Below are 24,701 nucleotides of genomic sequence, written 5' to 3'. Positions count from 1 at the left end.
CACCAGAAAGGCAGGCCGGGGCAGATGGCATACGGATACGGGACGGCGGGCACGCGGGCTTACGGGACGAACGAACAGCGGGGCTGGAAGCACAGCGCGAGCCGCTTCGCCCTGCTCCCGCTGCGTCTCTTCCTCGGTATCACCTTCGTCTACGCGGGCCTGGACAAGATCACCGACAGCGCCTTCCTGTCCGCGACCGGCAACGGCTCGATCGGCGAGACCATGCGCGCGGTGCGCGACAGTTCCGCCGTGCCGTGGCTGGTCGACCTGGCGCTGAAGGCCCCGGTGGGCTTCGGCACCGCGATCGCCGTGGGTGAACTCCTGGTCGGCATCGGCACCCTGCTCGGGCTCTTCTCGCGGGTGGCCGCCATCGGCGGGGCCCTGATCTCGCTCAGTCTGTGGCTCACCGTCAGCTGGCAGGTCACGCCCTACTACTACGGCAACGACCTCGCCTACCTGATGGCGTGGCTCCCGCTGGTGCTGGCAGGCCCGACCGTGTTCTCGCTGGACTCGATGGGCCTCCTGCGGCGGCGCCGACGGATGCTGTAGACGGTCATTCCGGCGAACGACGCCAGGCACACACCGACGGCGACCACCGGGATCAGCGCCCACCACGGGGTGTCCCAGGAGCCGGTGGCATCCGCCGCGTACAGCCCGGCCGCGCCCAGGAAGGTCAGGCCGAGGATCGCGCGGCCCGGCTGGAACTCATGAAACGGCACGGCGCACCTCCACCTGTCCGAGGCCCACTTCGAGCTTGAGCTTCAGGGTGCCCGCCGGTTTCGCGCCGGCCGGCGGGGCCAGGGTGACGTTCTCCTTGGCGTCGCCGCGCACGGCGTGGTCCGTGGCGTTGGGCTCCGGCAACTGGATGTTGCCCAGGCCGACCTCCAGGTCGAGCTGCACGGTCACGTCCTTGGGGACCACGACACGCAGCACACCGGCCCCGACCTCCGCACTGGTGGTCACGGTCTCTCCCTTCGGCACCGGGACCCGGCCGAGGTCGAGATTGCCCTCGCCGGCGCCGAGTTCGTAGACCGGCAGGACCGATGCGGCGGTCGTGGGGCGCCAGTTGGAGACGCCCAGGTCGGTGGTGATGTCCTTCGGGATCGTGGCGGCGGCCGTCAGCAGACCCGCGGTGACCAGCGCCAGGAAGATGGTGCCCGCGCCGATACGTCCGAGGAAGGACGCCAGCACCAGACCCAGACCGAAGACCGCGAGCGCGCAGGCGAGACCGGTCGCCAGGCTGGTGCCCAGCGGGTGGTCGTGCCAGGTCAAATAGGTCCCGGCGGCACCCGCGAGCAGAGCGGCGAGGAAGGTGATGCCGCCGATGGAACGGGGGCGGGGCTCGTGGTGACGGACCTGCCCGCCGTACTTCTTGGCGGCGGGGCGCCGGTCGGCGGGCGGGTCGTCGTCGGCCGGACCCCAGAGGTAGCCGTGCGGGACCGGACCGGTGGTGCCGTCCTTGACGATCGGGTCGCGCCACCAGGAAGGGGCGCCCGGAATCGGCGGGGCCTTGGTCTCCGGAGGTGCCGCCACATCGGCGGCCTGGGGCATGCCGTGCTCGTCGGAGGCCGCGGCGGCCCGGCGCTGCCGGGACCACATGGTGCTGGCCCCGACGACCAGCAGAAGCATCACGGAGAAGCCGAAGGCACCACCGTTGTTCAGCATTGACAGGAACATGCCGCAGCCGACCAGCGCGAGCAGCACGGCGACCAGCGCGGGGCCGTCGACGCGGCCGGTCAGCAGCCGCTTCGCCTCGTTCTCCTCGTCGCGTTCCAGCGGGATCAGCAGCCAGGCGAAGCCGTAGGCGATCAGCCCGATGCCACCGGTCACGGCGGTCACGCCGAGGACGACCCGGAAGATCACCGGGTCGACGTCGAAGTGCTCGCCGAGGCCGCCGCAGACCCCGCCGAGGGTCTTGTGACGGCGGCTGCGGCGCAGGTGGGGGCGGGGGTCGGCGGAGGCGGTGCTGTTGTTGGAGGCGGTGCTGCTCGCGGCATCGACGCTGCTGGCGCCATCGACGCTCCTCGTGGAGCCGGTGCTGCCTGTGGAGGCGACATGGGCTGTGGTGCCGGCGCTGCCTGTGGGGTCGGCCCGGTGGCCGGCCGGGCCGCCGGTGCCCGCTCGCTCCGCCGCGTCCGTCGGCCCGCGGCCGTCGTCCGGTACCGGCCCGGCCGCCTTGAGGCTGCCCGGTGCGCGATCCTCCGGCTCCCGGCCGGACCCCTCGTCGTGGACTTCTGTCATACGCCCCATGGTGAGGGGCTTTCACGGCGTGCGGCACCTGGGACAACCCTGGCTGATCCCTGATTTCCGTGGGGTGCACCCTGCGGTTTCCCTCAGGGGATTCTGGGGTTTTCCCCCATGTGCCGGGCCACTGGACCGTGTGACCATCAAGTCATGTCGTCCATTGCCCCGGGCCGCCGAGCGGCTCGCACACTCGCCTCCGAGCAGGACTCGGCGGGCCCGCCACCGCGCAAGCTCTACCGCAGCGCGGACGGGCGGATGCTCGGCGGGGTCGCCCGGGGCCTCGCGGGGCATCTGGGGCTGCCGGTCACCTGGGTGCGGATCGCGTTCTTCGCGCTGTTCCTGATGCAGGGGCTCGGGGCGCTGCTCTACGCGGTGTTCTGGTTCTTCGTCCCCCTGGGCGTCGGAGGGGTCGGGGCCCAGCCGCGCAGTGCCTTCGAGATCGGGCCCGACGGGCGGCGCAGGCTGCGGATGCCCGACAAGGGGCAGATCTTCGCCCTGATCGCGCTGTGCATCGGTGCCTCGATCTTCGTCGGCAGCGTCGACACGGCCGGCACCGGCCGCTATGTCTGGCCGCTGCTGCTGACCGGCGCGGGTGTCGTGCTCGTCTGGCGACAGGCCGACAACGCCCGCCGTGCGCACTGGCAGGAGGACGGCGGCAGCCGCCGCCGGATGCTCCAGGTGCTGCGCGGACTCGCGGGTGTGGCCCTGGTCGGGGTGGGTCTGACGGTCTTCCTGGTGGTCCGCGGCTCGGTGGCCCAGCTGGGGAACGTACTGACGGCCGCGCTCGCTGTGATCGCCGGGGTCGGGCTGCTGGCGGGGCCCTATCTGGTCCGGATGACCCAGGACCTCTCCGAGGAGCGGCTGATGCGCATCCGCGCCCAGGAGCGCGCCGAGGTCGCCGCCCACGTCCACGACTCCGTACTGCACACCCTCACCCTGATCCAGCGCAACGCGGACGACGGCTCGGAGGTACGACGGCTTGCCCGCGCCCAGGAGCGCGAACTGCGCAACTGGCTGTACAAGCCGGAGGGCACCGGCAAGGACGCCGCCGAGGAACCCACCACCCTCGCCGAAGCCGTGAAGCGGTCGGCGGCCGAGGTCGAGGACAAGCACGGGGTACCGCTGGAGGTCGTGGTCGTCGGCGACTGCCCGCTCGACGAAAAGCTGACCGCACAGATGCAGGCAGCACGCGAGGCAATGGTGAACGCCGCCAAGTACGGTGGCGAGGGCGGAGCGGTGCAGGTTTTCGCGGAAGTGGAAGGCCGTTCGGTGTTCGTGTCCGTGAGGGACCGGGGACCGGGCTTCGACCTCGACACCATTCCGGACGACCGGATGGGCGTACGAGAATCGATCATCGGCCGGATGGAGCGCCACGGCGGCTCCGCGCGACTGCGGTCCGCGCCCGACGGGGGCACGGTGGTCGAGCTGGACATGGAGAGGGCGGCGGACGCATGACGGAGCAGGGCATGAGCGAGGGCACGGACGCGGCGGCACCGGAGCGGCACGTGCGGGTGGTGCTGGTCGACGACCACCGGATGTTCCGCACCGGGGTGCAGGCGGAGATCGGGCAGACCGCGACCACCGGTGTCGAGGTGGTCGGAGAGGCCGCCGATGTGGACCAGGCGGTCACCGTCATCACGGCGACCCGGCCCGAGGTCGTACTCCTGGACGTCCATCTGCCGGGCGGCGGCGGGGTCGAAGTGCTGCGCAGGTGTGCGCCGTTGATGTCGGACGCCGAGCGGCCCGTAAGGTTCCTGGCGCTCTCGGTGTCCGACGCGGCCGAGGACGTCATCGGGGTCATCCGGGGCGGGGCGCGGGGATACGTCACCAAGACGATCACCGGGACCGACCTGATCAACTCGGTGTTCCGGGTGCAGGACGGGGACGCGGTGTTCTCGCCGCGGCTGGCCGGGTTCGTGCTCGACGCGTTCGCGTCGACGGATGCGCCGCCGGTCGACGAGGACATGGACCGGCTCACCCAGCGGGAGCGCGAGGTGCTGCGGCTGATCGCGCGCGGCTATGCGTACAAGGAGATCGCGAAGCAGCTCTTCATCTCGGTGAAGACGGTGGAGTCGCACGTCTCCGCCGTGCTCCGCAAGCTTCAGCTCTCCAACCGGCACGAGCTGACCCGGTGGGCGACGGCACGCCGACTGGTCTGATGATCGGTGATGGCTCTGACCTGCGAAGGTAATCCGGCGGGGCGTGTGGTGCGGGTGTGAGGCACGTGACAGTGACGTGAATCGGGGCAACCGGGTCCCGCACCCGCGCCTCTAGTACTCATGTGATGAGTCTGACCGGGACCCCCTTCCTCGTGACCGCGGCAGCCCTGCTGGTGGTGGCGTTCGTGCTGCCGCTGGCGCTCTGGAGCCGACTGCGGGGGCCCGCCGTGGTGCGCGGTGCGCTGCGGCTGCTGATGCTGCTGTTCGCGCAGGTCACCGCCATCACCCTGGTTTTCGTCTCGGTCAACAACGCCAACGGCCTGTACGACACCTGGGAGGACCTGCTCGGCACCGGCGACCACGCGGGGACCGCCGCGGACCTGGGCCCCGACGGCACAGGCGGCCAGAAGCTGTCCGAGCAGCCGAAGCAGCGGGCGAGCTTCAGGCCCGCCGGTGACGCCAGGATGGGCGAGGGCGTGCAGGTCACCCAGCTCAAGGGCCGGATCTCGGGAGTCGAGGGCGAGGTGTATGTGTGGCTGCCGCCGCAGTACGACGACCCCGCCCACAAGGACAAGAAGTTCCCGGTGGTCGAGCTGCTGCCCGGCTACCCGGGCTCCGCGAAGGCCTGGTTCGGCACCCTCCAGGTCAACAAGCAGCTCAAGCCGCTGATGGAACAGGGCACGGTCAAGCCGTTCATCCTGGTCTCGCCGCGCACCACCCTGCTCGGTGACCAGCAGGACACCGGCTGCACCAACACCCCCGGCAAGGTCAACGCCGAGACCTGGCTGAGTGTGGACGTACGCAAGATGGTCACCGACACCTTCCGCGCCTCGGACCGGGCGGCCGACTGGGCCGTCGGCGGCTACTCGGCGGGCGCGCACTGCGCCGCCAAGCTGGCCGTCGCCCACCCCGACCGCTACCGGGCCGGCGTCAGCCTCTCCGGCTTCAACGACCCCAGCGGTGAACCCGCCGCCCTCACCGCCGCTACCCCGGAACTGCGGCGCGCCAACAACCCGTACCTCCTGCTCAAGAAGGCGACCGCGGCCGGAAAGCCGCCGCGCACCGCACTGTTCGTCTCGGGTGCGGCGGGCGACGGCTACGAGAGCGGCACCGCTCTGAAGGGCGTGGCGAAGGCGCCGACGACGGTACGGACCGTGAAGCTGACCGGGCCCCACGGCACCAGCGTGTGGAAGCAGCAGGTGCCGGAGGTCTTCCGGTGGCTGTCGGAGCAGCTCGGCAAGTAGCGGTGTCAGTGCAAGTACAAGTAGCGGTGTCAGTGCAAGGAGCGGTGTCAGTACCGTCCGCCGCGACCGGCACGTCCGCCGCGCAGACGGCCCAGGAGCTGCCTGGCCTGGGAACGCCTGCGCGGGTCGGCGGCCTCGCGGCGGCCCCGGGCGATGGTGCGACGACCCTGCGGGCTCCGGGCGTAGTTCTTCAGCTTGCTGATGATGCCGGGCATGAGAATCCTCCCTCGTCGAGGACGCATCGGATGCGTCCTCGACGAAGCGACTACCCCGACTTGGGCGCCCGACCCTGTCGATCACGCCGCTGGTCACACCGACGGTCACGCCGGCCGCGTGGCCCCCGTCAACGGCATCTGGTCGATCGGCGCGATCCGTACCGGGGCGCCGGGACGCGGCGCGTGAATCATCTTGCCGTCGCCGATGTACAGGCCGACATGGGTGATGCCCGAGTAGAAGAACAGCAGATCTCCCGGCGCCAGTTGGGAACTCGACACCCGCTGCCCCGCGTTGATCTGGGTGTACGTGGTTCGCGGCAGCGCCACTCCCGCCGAGCGCCAAGCGGCCTGCGTCAGACCGGAGCAGTCGAAGGAGGAGGGGCCCGTGGCACCCCAGACATAGGGCTTGCCGAGCGCCGAGTAGGCGAACGAAACGGCTTGCGCGGCACGGGCGTTGGGCGCCCTGGTGCCGCCCCGGGGCATCTCGGTGCGCGCGGACCCCGACCGGTCGGCGCGCTCGCCGTCACCGTGCCCGTCCTGGGCGGCGTACCGGGCGCGGTCGTCGCCGGAGAGCCGGGCCAGCAGCTCCTCCGCGCCCGCGATCTTCTGCTGGATCTCCGCCTTGTGCTTCTTCAACTCTGCCTGTTCCGAGGCGAGTTCGGTGAAGCGCTGGTGGGCGGCCCCGCGCAGCCGGGTGATCTCGGCGAGTTGCCTGCGCGCGCCCTGCACCTTCACCGACTGCCGTTCGCCCGCCCGTCCGGCGCGCGCGGCCCGCTCCAGATAGCCGTCGGGGTCCGAGGTCAGCGCGACCTGGAGCGCGGGTTCCATGCCCCCGGTGCGGTACTGCGCGGCGGCCAGCGAGCCGAGCGACTCGCGGGCCTCGTTGAGCTTCTCGGTCCTGCGGGCCGCCTGGTCCCGCAGCGCGTCCAGGGACTTCTTGGTGCGCTCGGACTTCTCCTTCACCCCGTTGTACGTCTCGGTCGCGGTCTCCGCGTCGTGGTACAGCGCGTCGACCTTGGACTTGATCTGCGCCGGGGTGAGGTTCGGCTCCGCCTGTGCGGTGCCTTCCAGGGCGGTGGTGCCCGCGGCCCCCGCCAGTGCGAGGGCGACCGCTGTGGTGCGGGCGGTGCTGCCGGCCAGTGAGCGCTGCTTGGGCTTCCGGTGCGCTGCCACGAGGGCGTTCACGTCCTTCCACGGGTACGTCCGTCGCGTACGCACGAGTGGTGCGCACTCTCCGAACGCGTCCGGCGGCGGTCCCGTACAGGGGGGAGCGGGACCGCCGCCGGATTCTCTCGGCGGTGGCGACCGACGACCGTTCCGGGGTCGGAACGGCGTGGGGTGTCGGCCACCTGGGGAGGGACGCTAAACCTGGCCGTCACGGCACAGCCTTCGAATGGCCGTAGTTGAGTGAAAGTGGCGCACCAATGATCAGGAGTGATCGGGCGCCACGAGGTGGAATATGTACTTCCGCGCTCTCTGTGACCGAGGGGACGGAAGTTCCCGCCCTGCCGCAAGAAGCCTGCTATCGCCTCGTTAGGCTCCGCCCCATGGACGTACTCACCCATGTCTTCGTGGGCCTGCACATCATCGGCATCGCCGCGCTCCTCGGCGGCTTCCTCACCCAGATGAAGGCGATGGGCACCGGTACCGCGCGCTTCGGCCCCGCGATGCTGCACGGTGCGCTGACGATGCTGGTCACCGGCATGATCCTGGTCGGCCTCAACCAGGCCCAGGACCACTCCGTCAACAACATCAAGATCGGCGTCAAGCTGGCGATCCTGGTGGTGATCCTGGGTCTCGTCTACGTCAAGCGCGACGAGGAGAAGGTGGAGAAGGCCGTGTTCGGCGCGGTCGGCGGGCTGACCATCGTCAACATCTTCATCGCCGTCCTCTGGACCTGACGGGCCGGCCCGCCTCCGGCGACCGGCCCGTCCCGCGCGACCAGCGTCCTCAGGCGGGCCGCACGCTGCCGTAGATCGGCATGTAGTAGATCGACTCCTCGCGCACATTCGCGCCCGGCTTCGGTGCGTGGATCATCATCCCGTTGCCCTTGTAGATGCCGACGTGGCTGATGTCGTCGTAGAAGAACACCAGGTCACCCGGCTTGAGGTCCTTGGTCGCGACCCGGGTGCCGACCTCCACCTGGTCCCAGGTGGTGCGCGGCAGATTCACCCCGGCGTCCCGCCAGGCGGCCTGCGTCAGCCCCGAGCAGTCGTACGAGCCGGGGCCGGTCGCCCCCCAGACGTACGGCTTGCCGATCTGGGCCCGCGCGAAGGCCAGCACCTTCGCGGCCTTGGTGTCGTACGAGCTGTCGCTGCCCGTGCCCGTACCGGAACCCGTGCCCGTACCGCCGCCGGAACCCGTGCCCGTGCCGGAGCCGCTGTCCGCGCCTCCGCCGCCCTGGTCCTTCTCCTTCTCCTTCTCGGCGGCGGCCTCCTCCTGCTTCTGCCGCTCCGCCTCCGCCGCGGCCTGCTTCCGTGCCAGCTCGTCCGCCTTGCGCTTGGCCTCCGCCTCGCGCTGGCGCTCCAGCTGCGCGAGCTTCGCCTTCTCCTGGGCGTTCAGCCGCGCGAGCAGATCGCGCGCCTGCCCGAGCTTGTCCTGCACCTCCTGCTTGGACCGGCGCAGCGCGGCCTGCGAGGTGGTCAGCCGTTCCAGGCTGCCGGTCGCCTCGGCCCGCTTCGCCGCCGCGGACCTCTGCTGCTCGCTGTACTGGCCGACCAGCTTCTTCTGCCGGTCGGTGGCCCGGGACATCAGCCGGCGCGACTCGAAGTACGACTGCGGGTCCTTGGCCAGCAGCATCGCCGCCGTCGAGCCGACCGAGCCGCTGCGGTACTGCGAGGCGGCGAAGGAACCGAGCGCGCGCCGGGCCTCGTTCAGCTTGTCGGTGCGCTTGGCGACGTCGTCGAGCAGTCCCGAGACCTTCTCGCGCTGCTGCGCGGTGGCCTCCTTGGACTGGTTGTACTTCTGGGTGGCAACCCCGGCCTGCCGGTACAGGTCGTCGACCTTCTTCTGTACTTCCTCGACGGAGGGCTTGGGCGCGGCGGGCGCGGCCTGCGCGGACTGGGTGACCAGACCGACCGTGACCAGCGCGGCGGTCGTCACGCCGATGCCGGGCGCGGAGGACCGGATCAAGGACGACGCGCTGGGGCGCGGCTTGCGATGCGATGCCAAGACAGGCATTCCTTCCGTGGACCGCCTACCGGGTTAGCTGTCGGGTTCGGGCAGGAAACGGAAGGCGCCCTACGGCCCAGGTCGTGGGGGTACGGGCCGATTCACCCCGGTCGTGCGTGTGGGTCCCCGGTTCCGAACCACCGGGTGGGTGGCGCGAATTCGGCGTGAGCGGCCCGCTTCGGCGCGGTTCGCCGAGGGGGGTACGGGCTGCTCGCGCAGCACCGTAGCCAATCGCTGTGACGGGTGGGAAGCCTGATGTTCGATATGCCCGATACATTTTCGTGACCTGGCTGTGATGTCGACAAAGCCCTCACAGAGAGCCACGGAGAGTCGACCCAGGGGCATGTGTGGACAGGTCGACGCGTCACCGGCAGAGGGTGCGGAATTCGTTCTGGCGGAATCCGGACCGGGCTGTCAGTGGGGCCGCCTAGACTCGGTAGGCGATGAGCAGCCTCTTTGACGACAGCTTCCTGGCCGATCTCCAGTCCAAGGACGACCCGGCCCCGCCGCCCCCGGAGGACACCGAAGAAGGTGCCCCTCCGGAGGAGGTCCCGCACGACCTCTTCGGGGGCAGGTTCGACGGCCCGCCGCCGCCCCGCGACGCCCATTACCGGAACGGTGCCCCCCGCCCGGTGGTCGACGCCGCGGCCCTCCTGGACGGGCTGAACGAGAACCAGCGCGCCGCCGTCGTCCACAAGGACACCCCGCTGCTCATCGTGGCCGGCGCCGGCTCCGGCAAGACCCGTGTGCTGACCCACCGCATCGCGCACCTGCTTGCCGCCCGCGGTGTGCACCCGGGCCAGATCCTGGCGATCACCTTCACCAACAAGGCCGCCGCCGAGATGAAGGAGCGCGTCGAGGCCCTGGTCGGCCCGCGCGCGGGCGCCATGTGGGTCTCCACCTTCCACAGCGCGTGCGTGCGCATCCTGCGCCGCGAATCCAAGAAGCTCGGCTTCACCAGCTCGTTCTCGATCTACGACGCCGCCGACTCCAAGCGCCTGATGTCGCTGGTCTGCCGCGATCTGGACCTCGACCCCAAGCGCTTCCCGCCGAAGTCCTTCAGCGCCAAGGTCTCCAACCTCAAGAACGAACTGATAGACCCCGAGACCTTCGCCGGCCAGGCCGCGGACGGCTTCGAGAAGACCCTCGCCCAGGCATACACGATGTACCAGTCCCGCCTCAGCGAGGCGAACGCGCTGGACTTCGACGACATCATCATGACCACGGTGCACCTCCTCCAGGCGTTCCCGGACGTCGCCGAGCACTACCGGATGCGCTTCCGGCACGTCATGGTCGACGAGTACCAGGACACCAACCACGCCCAGTACACCCTGGTCCGTGAGCTGGTCGGCCCCTCGGGCCCCGGTACCGCCCCCGGCGAACTGTGCGTCGTCGGCGACGCCGACCAGTCGATCTACGCCTTCCGCGGCGCCACCATCCGCAACATCCTCCAGTTCGAGGAGGACTACCCGGATGCGACCACGATCCTCCTGGAGCAGAACTACCGCTCCACCCAGACGATCCTCACCGCCGCCAACGCCGTCATCGAGCGCAACGAGAACCGCCGCGCCAAGAACCTCTGGACCGACGCCGGCGCCGGATCACTGATCACGGGTTACGTCGCGGACACCGAGCACGACGAGGCCCAGTTCATCGCCGAGGAGATCGACCGCCTCACCGACGCGGGCGACGCCAAGGCCGGTGACGTCGCCGTCTTCTACCGTACGAACGCGCAGTCCCGAGTCTTCGAAGAGATCTTCATCCGGGTCGGTCTGCCCTACAAGGTCGTCGGCGGCGTCCGCTTCTACGAGCGCAAGGAGGTCCGGGACATCCTGGCCTACCTGCGCGTTCTCTCGAACCCCGAGGACACCGTCCCGCTGCGCCGCATCCTCAACGTCCCCAAGCGCGGCATCGGCGACCGCGCCGAGGCGATGATCGACGCCCTCTCGATGCGCGAGCGGATCAGCTTCCCGCAGGCGCTGCGCCGGGTGGACGAGGCGTACGGCATGGCCGCCCGCTCGACCAACGCCGTCAAGCGTTTCAACACGCTGATGGAGGAGCTCCGGACGATCGTCGAGTCCGGCGCCGGACCGGCCGTCGTCCTCGAAGCCGTGATGGAGCGCACCGGCTACCTCGCCGAACTCCAGGCCTCCACCGACCCCCAGGACGAGACCCGCGTCGAGAACCTCCAGGAACTCGCCGCCGTGGCCCTGGAGTTCGAGCAGGAGCGCGAGGGCGACGAGCCCGGCACCCTCGCCGACTTCCTGGAGAAGGTCGCGCTGGTCGCCGACTCCGATCAGATCCCCGACGAGGAGGAGGACGGCTCCGGTGTCATCACGCTGATGACTCTGCACACCGCCAAGGGCCTCGAATTCCCGGTGGTCTTCCTGACCGGCATGGAGGACGGCGTCTTCCCGCACATGCGCGCGCTCGGCCAGGTCAAGGAGCTGGAGGAGGAGCGCAGGCTCGCCTACGTCGGCATCACCCGTGCCCGCGAACGGCTCTACCTCACCCGCTCCACCCTGCGCAGCGCCTGGGGTCAGCCCTCGTACAACCCGGCCTCGCGCTTCCTGGAGGAGATCCCCGAGGAGCACCTGACCTGGAAGCGGACCGGCGCGCAGATCCCGGCCGGTCCGGTGTCGGGCTCGCGTCGCGGTGGCTCGGGCGATGGCGTCGCCGCCTCGCTGTCCTCCACGCTCAACGCGCAGAAGGCGCGCGGTGGCCCGTCCGGTTTCGCGACCGGCAGGGCGAAGGACAAGCCGGTGATCAATCTTGCCGTCGGTGACCGCGTCACCCACGACCAGTTCGGTCTCGGCACGGTGATGACGGTGACCGGCTCCGGCTCGGACGCCCAGGCGACGATCGACTTCGGCGGCGACCGCCCGAAGAAGCTGCTGCTGCGGTACGCGCCGGTCGAGAAGCTGTAGTCGCTGCTGCTCTGCGCCCACGCCTGGGTTTGCGTCTGCGTACCTACCAGAAAGGGCCCGCGCCGGAGTCGGTGCGGGCCCTTCCTGGTGGTGTTGCTTACGTCGGGTCCAGCCCGTGGCTGCGGAACCAGGCCAGCGGGTCGACTGCCGAGTCGCCACCGGGACGCACTTCGAAGTGCAGGTGGGGGCCGGTGGAGTTGCCGGAGCTGCCGGAGTAGCCGATGACGTCGCCGGCCTTCACCGGGCCGGAGCGGATCTTGGTGGTGGAGAGGTGGCAGTACCAGGTCTCCACACCGCTCGGCGAGACGACCTTCATCATGTTTCCGTATGCGACGTTGTACTCGGCGCTGACTTCACCGTCGGTCGCCGCCATCACGGGCGTACCGAGGTCGACGGGGAAGTCGATGCCGGTGTGTACGGCCGCCCAGTTGACGCCGGCCTGACCGTAGTAGGCGCTCAGTCCGTGCTCGGCGACCGGAAGCGCGAACTTCGGGCGGGCCGCCTCCTTGCGCTTGGCCTCTGCCTCCTTGCGCTTCTTCTCGGCGTCCTGGCGTTCCTTGAGGTCGATGCGCTCCTGCGTACGGCTGGCGCGGTCGCCGAAGTCGCGGGCGTTGGTGCTGACACCGGCGAGCTGGGTGTCCAGCTTGTTGTTCACGGCGACGGGCTTCACGGTGGCCGGATCGGCGGCGGTCATCGCGACCGGTTTGGCCTTCGCCTCGTCGGCCCCGGCGATTCCGCTGACCGAGGCGGCCGCGATTCCTGCGACGCCCATGACACAGGCGGAGGGCACGGCGACGGTGAGGAGTGCGGAACGCTTGGCGGGGGTCCGGCGGCGGCTGCGGCTTGCGGGGGCTCGGCGGGCGGCGCGGGGGCCGACCGCCGTGGGTTCGGGCTCGGGGCCGGGGCCTGAGCCGTCGGAACCGTGTGAGTCGTCGGAGCCGTGTGAGCCGTGTGAGCCGTGCGAGTCGTCCGAGCTGGGGGAGTCCAGCTTCACGACGGGGAACTCATGGGTCCCGCGATCCGTCGCGCCGTCGAACTCTCCGTGTACGTCGGTGAGTTCGGGTTCCGGGGCTGCTGTACCGGTGTTCCACGCGGTGGCGTCGAAGGTCCCCGTCTCGGGGGCGCCCCTCTCGAAGCTGCCTGCATCGAAGGTGGTGGTCGCGAAGGAGCCGGTGTCGAAGCTGGTGGTGTCGAAGCCGGTGGTGTCGAAGCTGCCGGTCTCCAGGCTCGGGTCGTACGGCTGCCACTGGTTGCCGTACGAGGTGTCGCCCGCGTGTCCGAACTGAGCGGTGTCGAACTGCCCCGCCTCGAACTGCCCCGCCTCGAACTGGCCCGTCTCGAAGGACGACTGGTGCGCCTGGTGGGGCTGGTGGATCTGGTCCGCCTGGTTCCAGGCGTCCGCGTCCCACTGACCGGTGGTCAGCGAGTCGGCGGCATAAGCGGTTTGGGCCGGGATGTCCGCGCTCTGCTGGTAGCCCCCGAGCTGGGTCCAGCTGCCGGTGCCGTCGTGGCCCTGGTCCTGGACCTGCTGCTGGGAGTGGGCTCCGTAGGCGTCGTACCCGACGTTCTGGTGCGAGCCCGTGTCCCAGTGCGTGGTGTCGTACTGGCCGCTGTGCCCGCCGGAGTCCGTGCCGGGCAGCCCGCCGAAGAGTGGATCGGTCTCGAAACTACCGGTGGGGTACGTGTCGTACCCGGCGTGGGGTTGCTGGTCGTTCACCAACGTCTCTCTCGCCTCGGCAGTAGGACGTGCTTTCCGGGGTAACGGGATACCCAGAGTGAAAGCAGTGGCGCGACTGTACCCGGCGGTATGCGGCGACGACAATCTCCGGCAGGTTTTAGGCATTCAGGAAACGGGCATTCGGCCGTCTTCTGGTGGACGCCGGGCATCGCTTTGGCGCTGCGTTCGGCGAATGTTCGAGAAATGCGACGTTCTTGATCACGCCACTTTCACTGTGCGTGCACGGCCTCTTCGGTTTACGTCGCCGGGTTAAGCCACCGAGAAGCTACCGGCGGTCGCATCGGCCGTCTCCCGGGCCTGCAACACCTGCCGGATTTCGGCGGCGACGGCCGGGTGAACCGGCATCGCCAGATGACCGATCCCGCTGACCTGCACGTTCTGCGCGATCAGATCGGGGTGGTGGATGCGGGCCGTTTCCACCGGAAGCATCAATTGATCAAGGTCGCTCCAGAAACTCACGAAGCGGGTGCGGCAGCCCGGGGCGGGCCGGGAGAGTTCTTCGATCACCGAAGATCCGGGACGCATCTGACGCACCAGCGGATGTGCGCTCAGTGGCGGGGCTACACGTGTTCCCTCGTGCGGAGTTCCGAGAGTGATGAGCGTGCGTACCCGCGTGTCGCCGCCCAGTCGCTGCGCGTAATAGCGGGCGATCAGGCCGCCCAGGCTGTGCCCGACGATGTCGACCTGGCGGTGCCCGGTCCTGGCGCAGATCTCCTCGACATGGCGGCCGAGCAGTTCGGCCGCCGTGCGCAGGTCGCAGGTGAGCGGCGAGTAGTTGAGCGAGGTGAGGTGGCACCAGCCGTGCCGGGCCAGCGAGCGGCGGAGCAGCACGAACACCGAGCGGTTGTCGATGAATCCGTGCAGCAGGACGACAGGCGGGCGGTCCCGTCCGGTGCTGGGGAGTTCCGCCGAGAGCGCGGGCCCGGCGGATCCGGCGGTGCGCTCCGGCCGGATGCCCGAGGGGTAGAGGAGCAAGTGCCCGAAGAGGATGGCCAGTTCGAGGGTGGTGGCGCGCAGCAGTGGGGAGAGGGCGGAGAGGGATAGGGATGGAACCGGGAAGAACTTCATGGCGGCCGACCTCCCGAACGGCACGCGGGGGGACGGCCTTGTCCCCCGTGTGCCCTCATTTGGGGTGCCGTGACGGAGGTCGGTGGCGGCGGCCTCGGAAGACTTCCGAACCGGGCCCCGATGAACGGAGTGGGCCGTACCACCGTGCCGTGCGGCTGACGGCGCGGTGGTACGGCGACCTCGTTGCGGCTCCCCGTGCGACGTCCCGCTGGCGGTCGCAGCGCGGTGACTGCGGTGCCGGCCGGTGCGGGTACGACGCACAGTGAACATGTCCCAACGTGTGATTTCCCCCTCCCCGGTCTCCGTGAAACGGCGGCATGGGCGATGCTGTAGATAACGTTCGTTCACTTCCCTGCCCCTTCTGGGGCGGGGGACGTTGCGCGCCAACGGCGGCGCGGTGCGTACTGGGAGGCAGCAGCGATGGGTGTTACTGGACCGATCCGTGTGGTGGTCGCGAAGCCGGGCCTCGACGGGCACGATCGCGGAGCGAAGGTCATCGCGCGGGCCCTGCGGGACGCCGGCATGGAGGTCATCTACACCGGTCTGCACCAGACCCCCGAGCAGATCGTCGATACCGCGATCCAGGAGGACGCGGACGCGATCGGCATGTCGATCCTCTCCGGCGCCCACAACACCCTCTTCGTCAAGGTCATCGACCTGCTGAGGGAGCGCGACGCCGCAGACATCAAGGTCTTCGGGGGCGGGATCATCCCCGAGGACGACATCGCTCCCCTGAAGGCGAAGGGGGTGGCCGAGATCTTCACGCCGGGCGCGACGACAACGGCCATCGTCGACTGGGTCCGAGCAAACGTCAGGCAACCCTCGGACGCCTAGCCCCCACCTCCCACCTGCTCCTTCAAGGGACGCGGGTCTGGGTCCCCGTGCGGCCGGGGGGGGGCGGCCCCGCAGCCCAAAGGGGCTGGGGGTGGTGGCATAGCGGGAGGTGCGGGCCCGCTGCCTGCGCGGGAGGTGCGGATGAGGGAGTGGAGGGCCGGCCCCGGCCGAACACTGCCTCACGTCCCGTTTAGTTCTTCCAGCATGGCCGCGCGCAAGCGCAACGTCCCCACCAGTCGCTGAAACGCCTCGGACCAATACCCCGCCGCCCCCGGAGTCGCCCCCTCCGCCTCCTCCGGCGTGGTGGTCAGTACCTCCAGTCGGTCCGCCTCCCCCGAGTCCAGACACCGCTCCGCGAGCCCCATCACCCCACTGAAACTCCACGGATAGCTCCCCGCGTCCCGCGCGATGTCCAGCGCGTCGACCACCGCCCTCCCCAGCACCCCCGACCACGGCACCACACACACCCCGAGCAGCTGAAACGCCTCCGACAGCCCGTGCGCCGACACGAACTCGGCCACCCACTGCGCCCGTTCCTCATCCGGCAGAGTCGCGAGGAGCTGAGCCCGCTCGGCCAGCGAGGCCGTCCCCGGGCCGGAGTCCGGTGGCAGTGCGGGCTCCCCGAGCAGCGCCCGCGCCCACTCGGAGTTCCGCTGCCGTATCGCCGCCCGGCACCAGGCCGCGTGCAGTTCCTCGCTCCAGCCGTCGGTGACGGGCAGTGCGACGATCTCCCGTTCCGTGCGCCCCCCGAGCCGAGCGCGCCATGCCCCCAGCGGCGCCGACTCCACCAACTGGCCTAGCCACCACGACCGTTCACCTCGCCCGGCCGGCGGTTTGGCGACGATCCCGTCCCGCTGCATCGCCGCGTCGCACTCATGAGGTGCCTCCACCACGATGCCGCCGCCGTCGCCGGTACGGTCCAGGCTGACGCAGGAGACGGCCCGGCCCGACATCCGCCCGGCGAACGCGGAGGCAGGCAGCGCGGACAGCAACTCGGCCGCGACCGCCCGCACGTTGCGGCTCCGGTCGGCCAGCGCCGCTTCCAGAAAGTCCTCGTCGTCCGCGCCGAGCCCGGTCCGCAACGAGTCCAGGAACATCAGACGGTCCTCGGCCCGCTCCGTCCCCCAGGTGCCGGCGAGCAGTGCCCGCGCGGCGGGCGGATCGTCGGCCCGTACGGCGCCGAGGAGTGCGACCCGTTCGGCGAACAGTCCTTCCTCCCAGAGGTTCCGTACGGCTTCGGCGTCCCGTACGTCGGGCAGCGTGGTCCCGCCCGACGTACCCCTGAGGGCGAACTTCCACTCCGGATTGAGCCGGGCCAGCCACAGACCGCGCGATCCGGCGAACTCCAGTGTCTGCGGACGCAGATCGGTCCTGGCGCGGGCCGCGTCGAGCAGCGCAGGAAGCAGGGCGGGCGGAGCCTGGAACCGGCGCCGGTTGGCCGCCGCGAGCCACTGCGGCAGCAGTTCCGTCAGGTCGGGCGCGCTGCCACGACGGCCGCCCGACTGGGCCGGAGCCGCCCGGTCCGCCAGCAGCAGGGCCAGGCGGCGGCGGGCGGCGGCAGGGAGCGCGGCCCGGTCGTCCGGCGGCGCGAGGGGAACCGGGTTGCCCGCGGCCGTCGGAGTCAGCGCGGCCCGACGGCGCAACGTGTGGCGGGCGGCGGCGTCGAGGAGGGCGAGCGGGGCGTCCTTGGCCGGTCCGGATGCCGGTCCTGAACCGAAGGCCGGCGGACGCCGGTCGGTGCCCAGCAGGGCAGAGGTGAGCAGTTCCTCCCAGGCGGGAGCCTCGGTGGTCTCGGTCATCAAAACCCTCCTGAGGTACGAGAATTACGTGGTCGGCAGGTGCCTGTGTGTCGTGCCGGGGGAGGGCGATGGCGGCCCGCCCATGGAGTGACGGTGAGGCGGCGGGCCCGCCCACGGAGCTGCGGGGCGATGTCGGTCCGCCCGCGCCACCGCTAGGTGAGCGGCACCGGCACCGGGGAGGACGGCGACCAGGCGGTCAGCGGGTGGAAGCCCTGGTGGCCGGACTCGCCGAAGACGGTGACGGGCGTGCCGCCGGAGAGGGCGGCGAGCTTCCACAGAGCCGGCCGGTTCAGGGCTCTGGAGGCGACGGGCAGGGCCGACTCGCCCTCGGGGTCGGTGAGTTGCCAGCCCCCGGTGCCGGGGGCCGGTATCGCCGCGGTCAGGGTGACCGGCCAGGACTCCAGCCAGGGGTCCTCGGACAGGGCGCGGCCATGAGCCTCGACCGCGTCCGTGATGCTGCCGCCCGGCGGCGGGCCGGTGGCCGGGACCGGTGCCCCGAACTGCTCGCCCAGCGTCGCTCTCAGCTGCCCCGCCCCGCCGTGCGGCAGCAGTTCGGCGTCGACCGAGAGTCCCACCGGGAGGCTGGCCTCGGGTGCCCGGCCGGCCGCTCCGAAGGACAGCACCAGTGCGGTGCGGCCCGACCCCTGCCCGTACAGCCAGATCCGGCGGGTGGTGACCTTGCTGTCCGCCTGGTCGTACTGGGCGAGCACCGTCCAGCGGTCGCGGACCGCCGGGCCCTGCGGCGAGGACGGCAGGCCGACCCTGGTCCGTACCGTCGTCGCCAGCGCGCCGGGCAGTCGGTCGCGTCCAAGCCAGGCCTCGTCCAGCAGGTGCAGCAGTGCGCACTCCTCCAGGAGCCGCACCGGCCAGCCGGGCCCGGACGACGGTATCGAACCCAACTCCCGCACCCTGGCGGCCAGCCCGGGCGCCTGGGCATCGACCATGCGTGCCGCGGTCTCCTCCCACATTCCGTACCCCGCCCGCTCTGCGGCGGCCAGTCCGCCGCGCAACAGGTCCGTCAGTCGCTGCTCCAGCTCCGTCGCACCCGAGGTGATCCGCGCTTCCCGGCGCTCGGCCCGCCGCCTGGCGGCCTCCGGATCAGCGGTCCCGGCCGGCGCCGAACCCCCTTCGGACTGCTTGTCCCTGGCCTTCTCCCCGGCCTTGGCCGTGCGCTCCCGTCGGTCCTCGATCCACTCCGATGCCCAGTCCGGAGGCTCCGTGCCCCCTTGCACCACCGGGTCCTGGGCCGCCCAGAGCAGGAGCAGCCCCACCGCGTGCTTGCAGGGGAACTTCCGGCTCGGGCAACTGCACTTCGAGGCCGCCCCCGGCCCCGACAGATCGACGACCGTGCGGTACGGCCGGTTGCCGCTCCCCTTGCACTGCCCCCACAGCACACCCCCGTCCCGGCACCCCGCGTCCGACCACGGCCCGGCGGTGCCGAGCCTGCTTCCCGCTTTGCGTGAGGCGTCGTCAGGAGCCAGTGCCAGCACCTGATCCGACGTCCAGCGCACCCCCGTCTGATTCATGTCACCGACGTTAGACGCCACCACTGACAATCGCTCTGACCTGCGATTCGGCCCCCGAGGGTCAGATTGACTTTACCTTCTCTTTGCGATTGAGTGCGAGCTCTCACAGCTTTCGATCCGGGGGATCACGCATATGAACCGCACTGCTCGCACCGCCCTTTGCGCCACCGCCGTCACCGGCCTCCTGTTCGGCCTCGGTGCGTGCGCCGAAGCGGAGAAGGCCGTCAAGTCCGGTGCCTCCGCGGCGGCCGAGGACTCCGCCAAGGAGCTCGACAAGATCGATCAGGTGGACAAGGCGCTGAAGACGGAGTTCGAGGTGACCTACGAAGTCACCGGCAAGGACGTCGACTCCATCGAGTTCGCCGGCGGGGCGGGCACCGCGACGGCGCCCAAGAACGAGTCGGTCAAGAAGCCGGCCCTGCCGTGGAAGAAGACGGTGAAGCTCAAGGGCCTGATGCCCCCGGCCGTCATCCCGATGACCGACAAGGTCGTCACCGTCCCCGACCTCACCTGCAAGATCGTCTACAAGGGCAAGGTCCTCAAGGAGGCCTCCGGCGAGAAGGCCATGGCCGGCGGCTGCATCGCCCCGGCGCCCGTCGGCCAGTAGCCGACACGTCGGCCGCCCCCGTGCGAAAGACGGCGGGCGGCGCGTGCGAAGTACCGCCCCGCAGCACCCAATTGGGGTCCTGACCTGCGGCGACGCTTGATTGTCAGTGGCATGGTGCACCGTGGAAACCACATCCGGGAAATCTGGAGGGGGATTCCATGACCACGCCCGCATTCGACACGACCGGAGCACCGGGGGCCGGTGCCGACGAGGCGCCCGAGGCGCTCCGGCCGCACGCCGAGGACGCGTTCGCCGGAGAGCTCAAGGCGCTGGCCGCGGCCGACGACCGGCCGCGCCCCGCCCGTTGGCGGCTCTCGCCGTGGGCCGTGGCCACCTATCTGCTCGGCGGCACACTCCCCGACGGCACGGTGATCACCCCGAAATACGTGGGCCCGCGCCGCGTCGTCGAGGTCGCCGTCACCACGCTCGCCACCGACCGCGCCCTGCTGCTGCTCGGGGTTCCCGGCACCGCCAAGACCTGGGTCTCCGAGCACCTCGCCGCCGCCGTCAGTGGCGACTCCACCCTGCTCGTCCAGGGCACCGCGGGGACACCCGAGGAGGCCATCAGATACGGGTGGAACTACGCCCAGCTCCTCGCCCACGGCCCCAGCCGCGACGCACTCGTGCCCAGCCCCGTCATGCGGGCCATGTCCGAGGGCATGACCGCCCGCGTCGAGGAACTGACCCGCATTCCGGCGGACGTGCAGGACTCCCTGATCACGATCCTGTCCGAGAAGACCCTGCCCATCCCCGAGCTGGGCCAGGAGTGCCAGGCGGTGAGCGGCTTCAACCTCATCGCCACCGCCAACGACCGCGACCGCGGCGTCAACGACCTCTCCAGCGCCCTGCGCCGCCGGTTCAACACGGTGGTGCTGCCGCTGCCCGCGACGCCGGAGATGGAGGTCGACATCGTGTCCCGGCGGGTCGACCAGATGGGGCGCTCCCTCGAACTGCCGGGCGGCGCGGACGCCGTCGACGAGATCCGCCGCGTCGTCACCGTCTTCCGCGAACTGCGTTCCGGGGTCACCGAGGACGGCCGTACCAAGCTCAAGTCCCCCTCGGGGACGCTGTCCACGGCCGAGGCGATCTCCGTGGTCACCGGCGGACTCGCGCTGGCCGCCCACTTCGGCGACGGCGTGCTGCGCGCCGGGGACGTCGCCGCCGGAATCCTCGGCGCGGTGGTCCGCGACCCGGCGGCGGACCGGGTCATCTGGCAGGAGTACCTGGAGACGGTCGTCCGCGAGCGCGACGGCTGGAAGGACTTCTACCGCGCCTGCCGCGAGGTGGGCGTATGACGACCACCCCGGCGCCGGCCGCGATCGACTCCGCCGAGGCGCCCAGGAGCGCCGTACCGCAAGGGCCTTGGCTGCTGGGGATCCGCCACCACGGGCCCGGATCGGCCCGGGCGGTGCGCGACGCGCTCGACGCCGCGCGCCCCCGCGTCGTACTGATCGAAGGACCGCCGGAGGCCGACGTACTGCTGCCGCTCGCCGCCGACCCGCAGATGCGGCCGCCGGTGGCTCTGCTCGGTCATGTGCTGGACGACCCGGGACGGGCTTCGTTCTGGCCGCTCGCGGAGTTCTCCCCGGAGTGGGTCGCGATCCGCTGGGCACTGGCGCACGGCGTGCCGGTGCGCTTCGTCGACCTGCCCGCTGCCCACTCGCTGGCGCTGCGGGAGGAGGAGGGGACCGAGGGCGAGGGGTTCGGGGAAGACGGGGAGCCGGGCCGCCCCGGGGCGGGGGACGCCGGGGCGCTCGCCGTCGACCCGCTCGCCGTGCTCGCCGAGGCCGCCGGATACGACGACCCCGAGCGGTGGTGGGAGGACATGGTCGAGCACCGTGGGGAGCCGGGCGGCGATCCGTTCGCGCCCTTCGAGGCGGTCGCCGACGCCATGGGGGCGTTGCGGCAGGAGTACGGGGACGGGGGACACCGCCGCGACCCTGTGCGGGAGGCGTACATGCGGATCCAACTACGGTCCGCCAGGAAGGAGTTCGGGGATCAGGTGGCCGTGGTCTGCGGGGCGTGGCACGTGCCCGCGCTGACCGGGAAGCCGCCGACCGTCACCGCGGACCGCGCCCTGCTCAAAGGACTCCCCAAGGTCAAGGCCGAACTGACCTGGGTGCCCTGGACCCACCGCAGGCTCGCCCGCCGCAGCGGGTACGGGGCCGGGATCGACTCGCCGGGCTGGTACGCCCACCTGTTCGGCGCGGGAGACCGGCCCGTGGTGCGGTGGATGACCAAGGTCGCGGGGCTGCTCCGGGACGAGGGCCGGCCGGTTTCCTCCGCGCACGTCATCGAGGCGGTACGGCTCGCCGAGTCCCTCGCCGTGATGCGGGGCCGGCCGCTCGCCGGGCTCACCGAGACCACGGATGCGATCCGAGCCGTCATGTGCGACGGCTCCGATGTACCGCTCTCGCTGGTGCGGGACCGGCTGATCGTCGGCGACGTCCTCGGCGAGGTCCCGGACGGCGCCCCCGTCGTACCGCTGCAACGCGACCTCACCCGGCAGCAGCGCACCCTGCGGCTCAAACCGGAGGCCCAGGACCGGGAGTTGGACCTCGACCTGCGCAAGGACACCGACTCCGCCCGCAGTCGGCTGCTGCACCGGCTGGCCCTGCTCGGTGTCGACTGGGGTGAGCGGGACAGGTCGCGGGGGAGCACCGGGACGTTCCGGGAGGGGTGGCGGCTGCGCTGGGAACCGGAGCTGTCGGTGCGGGTCGCGGAGGCGGGCGTGTGGGGGACGACCGTCCTGGCCGCCGCCACCGCCAAGGCGCAGTCGCAGGCCGTCTCGGCCACCGCGCTGGTCGACATCACCGCGCTGGCCGAGCAGTGCCTGCTGGCCGAACTGCCCGACGCACTCCCGGTGGTGATGCGGGCGCTCGCCGACAGGGCGGCGCTGGACAGCGACGTCGGCCACCTCGCGCAGGCGTTGCCCGCCCTGGCCCGCACCCTCAGGTACGGCGATGTGCGGGGGACCGGTACGGCGGCGCTCGGTGAGGTCGCCGCCGGACTCGCGGAGCGCATCTGCGTCGGACTGCCGCCAGCCTGTACGGGGCTGGACGCGGACGGGGCCGCCGAAATGCGGGGCCATGTCGACGCGGTGCACACCGCGATCGGTCTGCTGGACGGAAGAGGGCGGCCCGAGGACGCGGACAGGTCGCCCGACCTGCGCGGCCGTTGGGACGCGGTGCTGCGCAGGCTGGCCGGACGGGATGCCGTGGCCGGGGTGATCCGGGGGCGGGCGGTGCGGCTGCTGCTCGACGACGGGCGACTGGGCGAGGACGAAGCCGCACGGCTGATGGGACTCGCCCTGTCGGTCGGTACGGAACCCGCCGAGGCCGCCGCCTGGATCGAGGGGTTCGTCGGAGGCGCCTCGGGGTCCGGCATGCTCCTGATCCACGATGAGCGGCTCCTCGGGCTGGTCGACGCCTGGCTCACCGGGGTCACGCCGGACGCCTTCACCGACGTACTGCCGCTGCTGCGAAGGACGTTCTCGGCGTACGAGCCGGGTGTGCGACGCACTCTCGGCGAGCTGGTCCGGCGCGGGCCGGTGGTGTCCGGGGACGGTCCCGGTGCGGGGGCCGGCGGTGCGGAGGTGGCGCAGCCCGGGTTCGGTGCCGCACTCGATCCGGCGCGGGCGGACGCCGTACTCCCGCTGCTGGACCTGATCCTCGGCCGTGCCGAGCTGCCCGGAGGACCCGGAAAACCCGGCGGCCAGGGCGAGAGGGACGAGAACGACGACCAGGGGGTGGCAGCACGATGAGCACCGGTACAGGTACGAGCGCGGGCGCGGACACAGGCGCAGGAACGACGGGGACTCCGGGACAGGAGCGGCTGCGCCGTTGGCGGATGGTGCTCGGCGGGGACTCCGCCGACGGGACCGGGTGCGCGCTCGAAGGCAAGGACGCCGCGATGGACGGTGCCCTCACCGCCCTCTACGGCAACGAAGGGGCCGGCGGTGGCGGACGTACCGGCAACAGGAACGGCGACCGGTCCGCCGGACTCGGGGCGTCCGCACCGTCCGTCGCGCGCTGGCTCGGTGACATCAGGACGTACTTCCCGAGTTCCGTCGTGCAGGTCATGCAGCGTGACGCCATCGAGCGGCTGGGCCTGTCCGCGATGCTCCTCGAACCCGAGATGCTGGAAGCGGTGGAGGCCGACGTCCACCTGGTCGGCACACTGCTCTCGCTCAACAAGGCGATGCCCGAGACGACCAAGGAGACCGCGCGGGCCGTTGTGCGCAAGGTGGTCGAGGACCTGGAGCAGCGCCTCGCGACCCGCACCCGCGCCACCCTCACCGGCGCCCTGGACCGCAGCGCCCGGATCAACCGGCCCCGCCACCGGGACATCGACTGGGACCGCACGATTCGCGCCAACCTCAAGAACTACCTGGAGATTCCGGGCGACAGCGGGGCCGGCACCGTCGTCCCCGAGCGGCTCATCGGGTACGGGCGGGCGTCGCAGTCCGTCAAGAAGGAGGTCGTGCTCTGCATCGACCAGTCCGGATCGATGGCCGCCTCCGTCGTCTACGCCTCCGTCTTCGGGGCAGTGCTCGCCTCCATGCGTGCCATCGACACCCGGCTGGTCGTCTTCGACACCGCCGTCGTCGACCTCACCGACCAGCTGGACGACCCGGTCGACGTGCTCTTCGGTACCCAGCTCGGCGGCGGGACCGACATCAACCGGGCGCTGGCCTACTGCCAGTCGAAGATCACCCGCCCCGCCGACACCGTCGTCGTACTCATCAGCGACTTGTACGAGGGCGGGATACGTCACGAGATGCTGAAGCGGGTGGCCGCGATGAAGGCGTCGGGTGTGCAGTTCGTCGCACTGCTCGCACTCTCCGACGAGGGCGCGCCCGCCTACGACCGTGAGCACGCGGCCGCTCTGGCCGAGCTCGGGGCGCCGGCCTTCGCCTGCACCCCGGACCTGTTTCCCGAGGTCATGGCGGCGGCGATAGAGAAACGTCCGATACCGGTGCCCGACACTGCGTGACATGGATCATGGCTGCGAGTGGCACTCTGTGACAGGTATCACCGCGCAGGTGTGACCTGCGATTTAGGGACCTACGTCCCTCGGGGATAACCTGCGAGACGGACATGCCGCGTACCGACACCGTGTACGCCTCCCTCTGTGACAGCGCCGTCACGTTGCCTTCGCGGCACGCCC

General features: G+C 71.0%; 19 protein-coding genes and 1 riboswitch. Of the genes, 11 read left to right on the top strand and 8 right to left on the bottom strand.

Features of this window, described 5'->3' with window-relative positions; genetic code table 11:
• Positions 1-24 precede the first annotated feature (24 nt).
• Positions 25-549 carry a DoxX family protein gene (locus tag ACIA73_RS07845; protein WP_399437409.1) on the top strand — a complete coding sequence of 175 codons (525 nt, stop codon included), beginning with the start codon at positions 25-27 and terminating at the stop codon, positions 547-549.
• Positions 550-705: 156 nt separating this feature from the next.
• On the opposite strand, the gene ACIA73_RS07840 is transcribed toward ACIA73_RS07845, so the two are convergent.
• On the bottom strand, positions 706-2,241 hold the full coding sequence (locus ACIA73_RS07840; protein WP_399437408.1) for a PspC domain-containing protein: 1,536 nt from the start codon (positions 2,239-2,241) through the stop codon (positions 706-708).
• 153 nt (positions 2,242-2,394) lie between these two features.
• On the opposite strand from ACIA73_RS07840, the gene ACIA73_RS07835 reads away from it, so the two are divergent.
• From ACIA73_RS07835 to ACIA73_RS07825, 3 genes are all read left to right on the top strand, one after another.
• Positions 2,395-3,699 carry a PspC domain-containing protein gene (locus ACIA73_RS07835; protein ID WP_399437407.1) on the top strand — a complete coding sequence of 435 codons (1,305 nt, stop codon included), beginning with the start codon at positions 2,395-2,397 and terminating at the stop codon, positions 3,697-3,699.
• A gap of 11 nt (positions 3,700-3,710) precedes the next feature.
• Entirely contained in the window at positions 3,711-4,403 is a 693-nt protein-coding gene (locus ACIA73_RS07830; RefSeq protein ID WP_399437406.1) for a LuxR C-terminal-related transcriptional regulator, read from the top strand.
• A 125-nt stretch (positions 4,404-4,528) separates the two neighbouring features.
• On the top strand, positions 4,529-5,647 hold the full coding sequence (locus ACIA73_RS07825; RefSeq protein ID WP_399437405.1) for an alpha/beta hydrolase: 1,119 nt from the start codon (positions 4,529-4,531) through the stop codon (positions 5,645-5,647).
• A gap of 47 nt (positions 5,648-5,694) precedes the next feature.
• Here ACIA73_RS07825 and ACIA73_RS07820 read toward each other — a convergent pair whose 3' ends face one another.
• Both ACIA73_RS07820 and ACIA73_RS07815 read right to left on the bottom strand, forming a co-directional pair.
• Entirely contained in the window at positions 5,695-5,862 is a 168-nt protein-coding gene (locus tag ACIA73_RS07820; protein WP_399437404.1) for a hypothetical protein, read from the bottom strand.
• Between the two features lie 105 nt (positions 5,863-5,967).
• Entirely contained in the window at positions 5,968-7,035 is a 1,068-nt protein-coding gene (locus tag ACIA73_RS07815) for an NlpC/P60 family protein (RefSeq protein WP_399437403.1), read from the bottom strand.
• Positions 7,036-7,409: 374 nt separating this feature from the next.
• Here ACIA73_RS07815 and ACIA73_RS07810 point away from each other — a divergent pair, with 374 nt between their 5' ends.
• Positions 7,410-7,763 (top strand): hypothetical protein, encoded by a 354-nt coding sequence (locus ACIA73_RS07810; protein ID WP_399437402.1) that lies wholly within the window; start codon positions 7,410-7,412, stop codon positions 7,761-7,763.
• Between the two features lie 49 nt (positions 7,764-7,812).
• Here the strand turns inward: ACIA73_RS07810 and ACIA73_RS07805 are convergent, their stop codons facing one another.
• The gene (locus ACIA73_RS07805) at positions 7,813-9,042 is read right to left on the bottom strand and encodes an NlpC/P60 family protein (protein ID WP_399437401.1); all 1,230 of its coding nucleotides are present in this window, start codon (positions 9,040-9,042) and stop codon (positions 7,813-7,815) included.
• Positions 9,040-9,208: riboswitch (cyclic di-AMP (ydaO/yuaA leader) on the bottom strand. (Overlaps the previous gene by 3 nt.)
• Positions 9,209-9,476: 268 nt before the next feature.
• Between ACIA73_RS07805 and pcrA the strand changes: the two genes are divergently transcribed.
• Positions 9,477-11,960, top strand: a complete 2,484-nt coding sequence (pcrA, locus tag ACIA73_RS07800; RefSeq protein ID WP_399437400.1) for a DNA helicase PcrA — start codon at positions 9,477-9,479, stop codon at positions 11,958-11,960.
• Between the two features lie 97 nt (positions 11,961-12,057).
• Here the strand turns inward: pcrA and ACIA73_RS07795 are convergent, their stop codons facing one another.
• A complete protein-coding gene (locus ACIA73_RS07795; RefSeq protein ID WP_399437399.1) occupies positions 12,058-13,677 on the bottom strand; it encodes a M23 family metallopeptidase in 1,620 nt (539 codons plus the stop codon).
• 270 nt (positions 13,678-13,947) lie between these two features.
• On the bottom strand, positions 13,948-14,766 hold the full coding sequence (locus tag ACIA73_RS07790) for an esterase/lipase family protein (protein WP_399437398.1): 819 nt from the start codon (positions 14,764-14,766) through the stop codon (positions 13,948-13,950).
• Between the two features lie 420 nt (positions 14,767-15,186).
• On the opposite strand from ACIA73_RS07790, the gene ACIA73_RS07785 reads away from it, so the two are divergent.
• Positions 15,187-15,600 (top strand): cobalamin B12-binding domain-containing protein, encoded by a 414-nt coding sequence (locus ACIA73_RS07785; protein ID WP_399437397.1) that lies wholly within the window; start codon positions 15,187-15,189, stop codon positions 15,598-15,600.
• Positions 15,601-15,779: 179 nt separating this feature from the next.
• Here ACIA73_RS07785 and ACIA73_RS07780 read toward each other — a convergent pair whose 3' ends face one another.
• Together ACIA73_RS07780 and ACIA73_RS07775 are read right to left on the bottom strand one after the other, a co-directional pair.
• Positions 15,780-17,399 (bottom strand): DUF5691 domain-containing protein, encoded by a 1,620-nt coding sequence (locus ACIA73_RS07780; protein WP_399437396.1) that lies wholly within the window; start codon positions 17,397-17,399, stop codon positions 15,780-15,782.
• A gap of 152 nt (positions 17,400-17,551) precedes the next feature.
• A complete protein-coding gene (locus ACIA73_RS07775) occupies positions 17,552-18,925 on the bottom strand; it encodes an SWIM zinc finger domain-containing protein (protein WP_399437395.1) in 1,374 nt (457 codons plus the stop codon).
• A gap of 133 nt (positions 18,926-19,058) precedes the next feature.
• Between ACIA73_RS07775 and ACIA73_RS07770 the strand changes: the two genes are divergently transcribed.
• The 4 genes from ACIA73_RS07770 to ACIA73_RS07755 all read left to right on the top strand — a co-directional run bounded on the left by ACIA73_RS07770 (position 19,059) and on the right by ACIA73_RS07755 (position 24,527).
• Positions 19,059-19,532, top strand: coding sequence for a hypothetical protein (locus ACIA73_RS07770; RefSeq protein WP_399437394.1), 474 nt, complete (start codon positions 19,059-19,061; stop codon positions 19,530-19,532).
• A 158-nt stretch (positions 19,533-19,690) separates the two neighbouring features.
• Positions 19,691-20,827 carry an AAA family ATPase gene (locus ACIA73_RS07765; RefSeq protein ID WP_399437393.1) on the top strand — a complete coding sequence of 379 codons (1,137 nt, stop codon included), beginning with the start codon at positions 19,691-19,693 and terminating at the stop codon, positions 20,825-20,827.
• Complete coding sequence (locus tag ACIA73_RS07760; protein ID WP_399437392.1) at positions 20,824-23,295, top strand: DUF5682 family protein; 2,472 nt, start codon at positions 20,824-20,826, stop codon at positions 23,293-23,295. The genes ACIA73_RS07765 and ACIA73_RS07760 overlap by 4 nt, the downstream gene beginning before the upstream one ends.
• On the top strand, positions 23,292-24,527 hold the full coding sequence (locus ACIA73_RS07755) for a vWA domain-containing protein (protein ID WP_399437391.1): 1,236 nt from the start codon (positions 23,292-23,294) through the stop codon (positions 24,525-24,527). Before ACIA73_RS07760 ends, ACIA73_RS07755 begins: the two co-directional genes overlap by 4 nt.
• Positions 24,528-24,701 lie beyond the last annotated feature (174 nt).

This window comes from Streptomyces sp. NPDC051561 (genome assembly GCF_044454195.1).
Lineage (GTDB): Bacteria > Actinomycetota > Actinomycetes > Streptomycetales > Streptomycetaceae > Streptomyces.
Note: the sequence above shows the minus strand (reverse complement) of the source record. Positions and strands in the feature narration are given on the sequence as shown.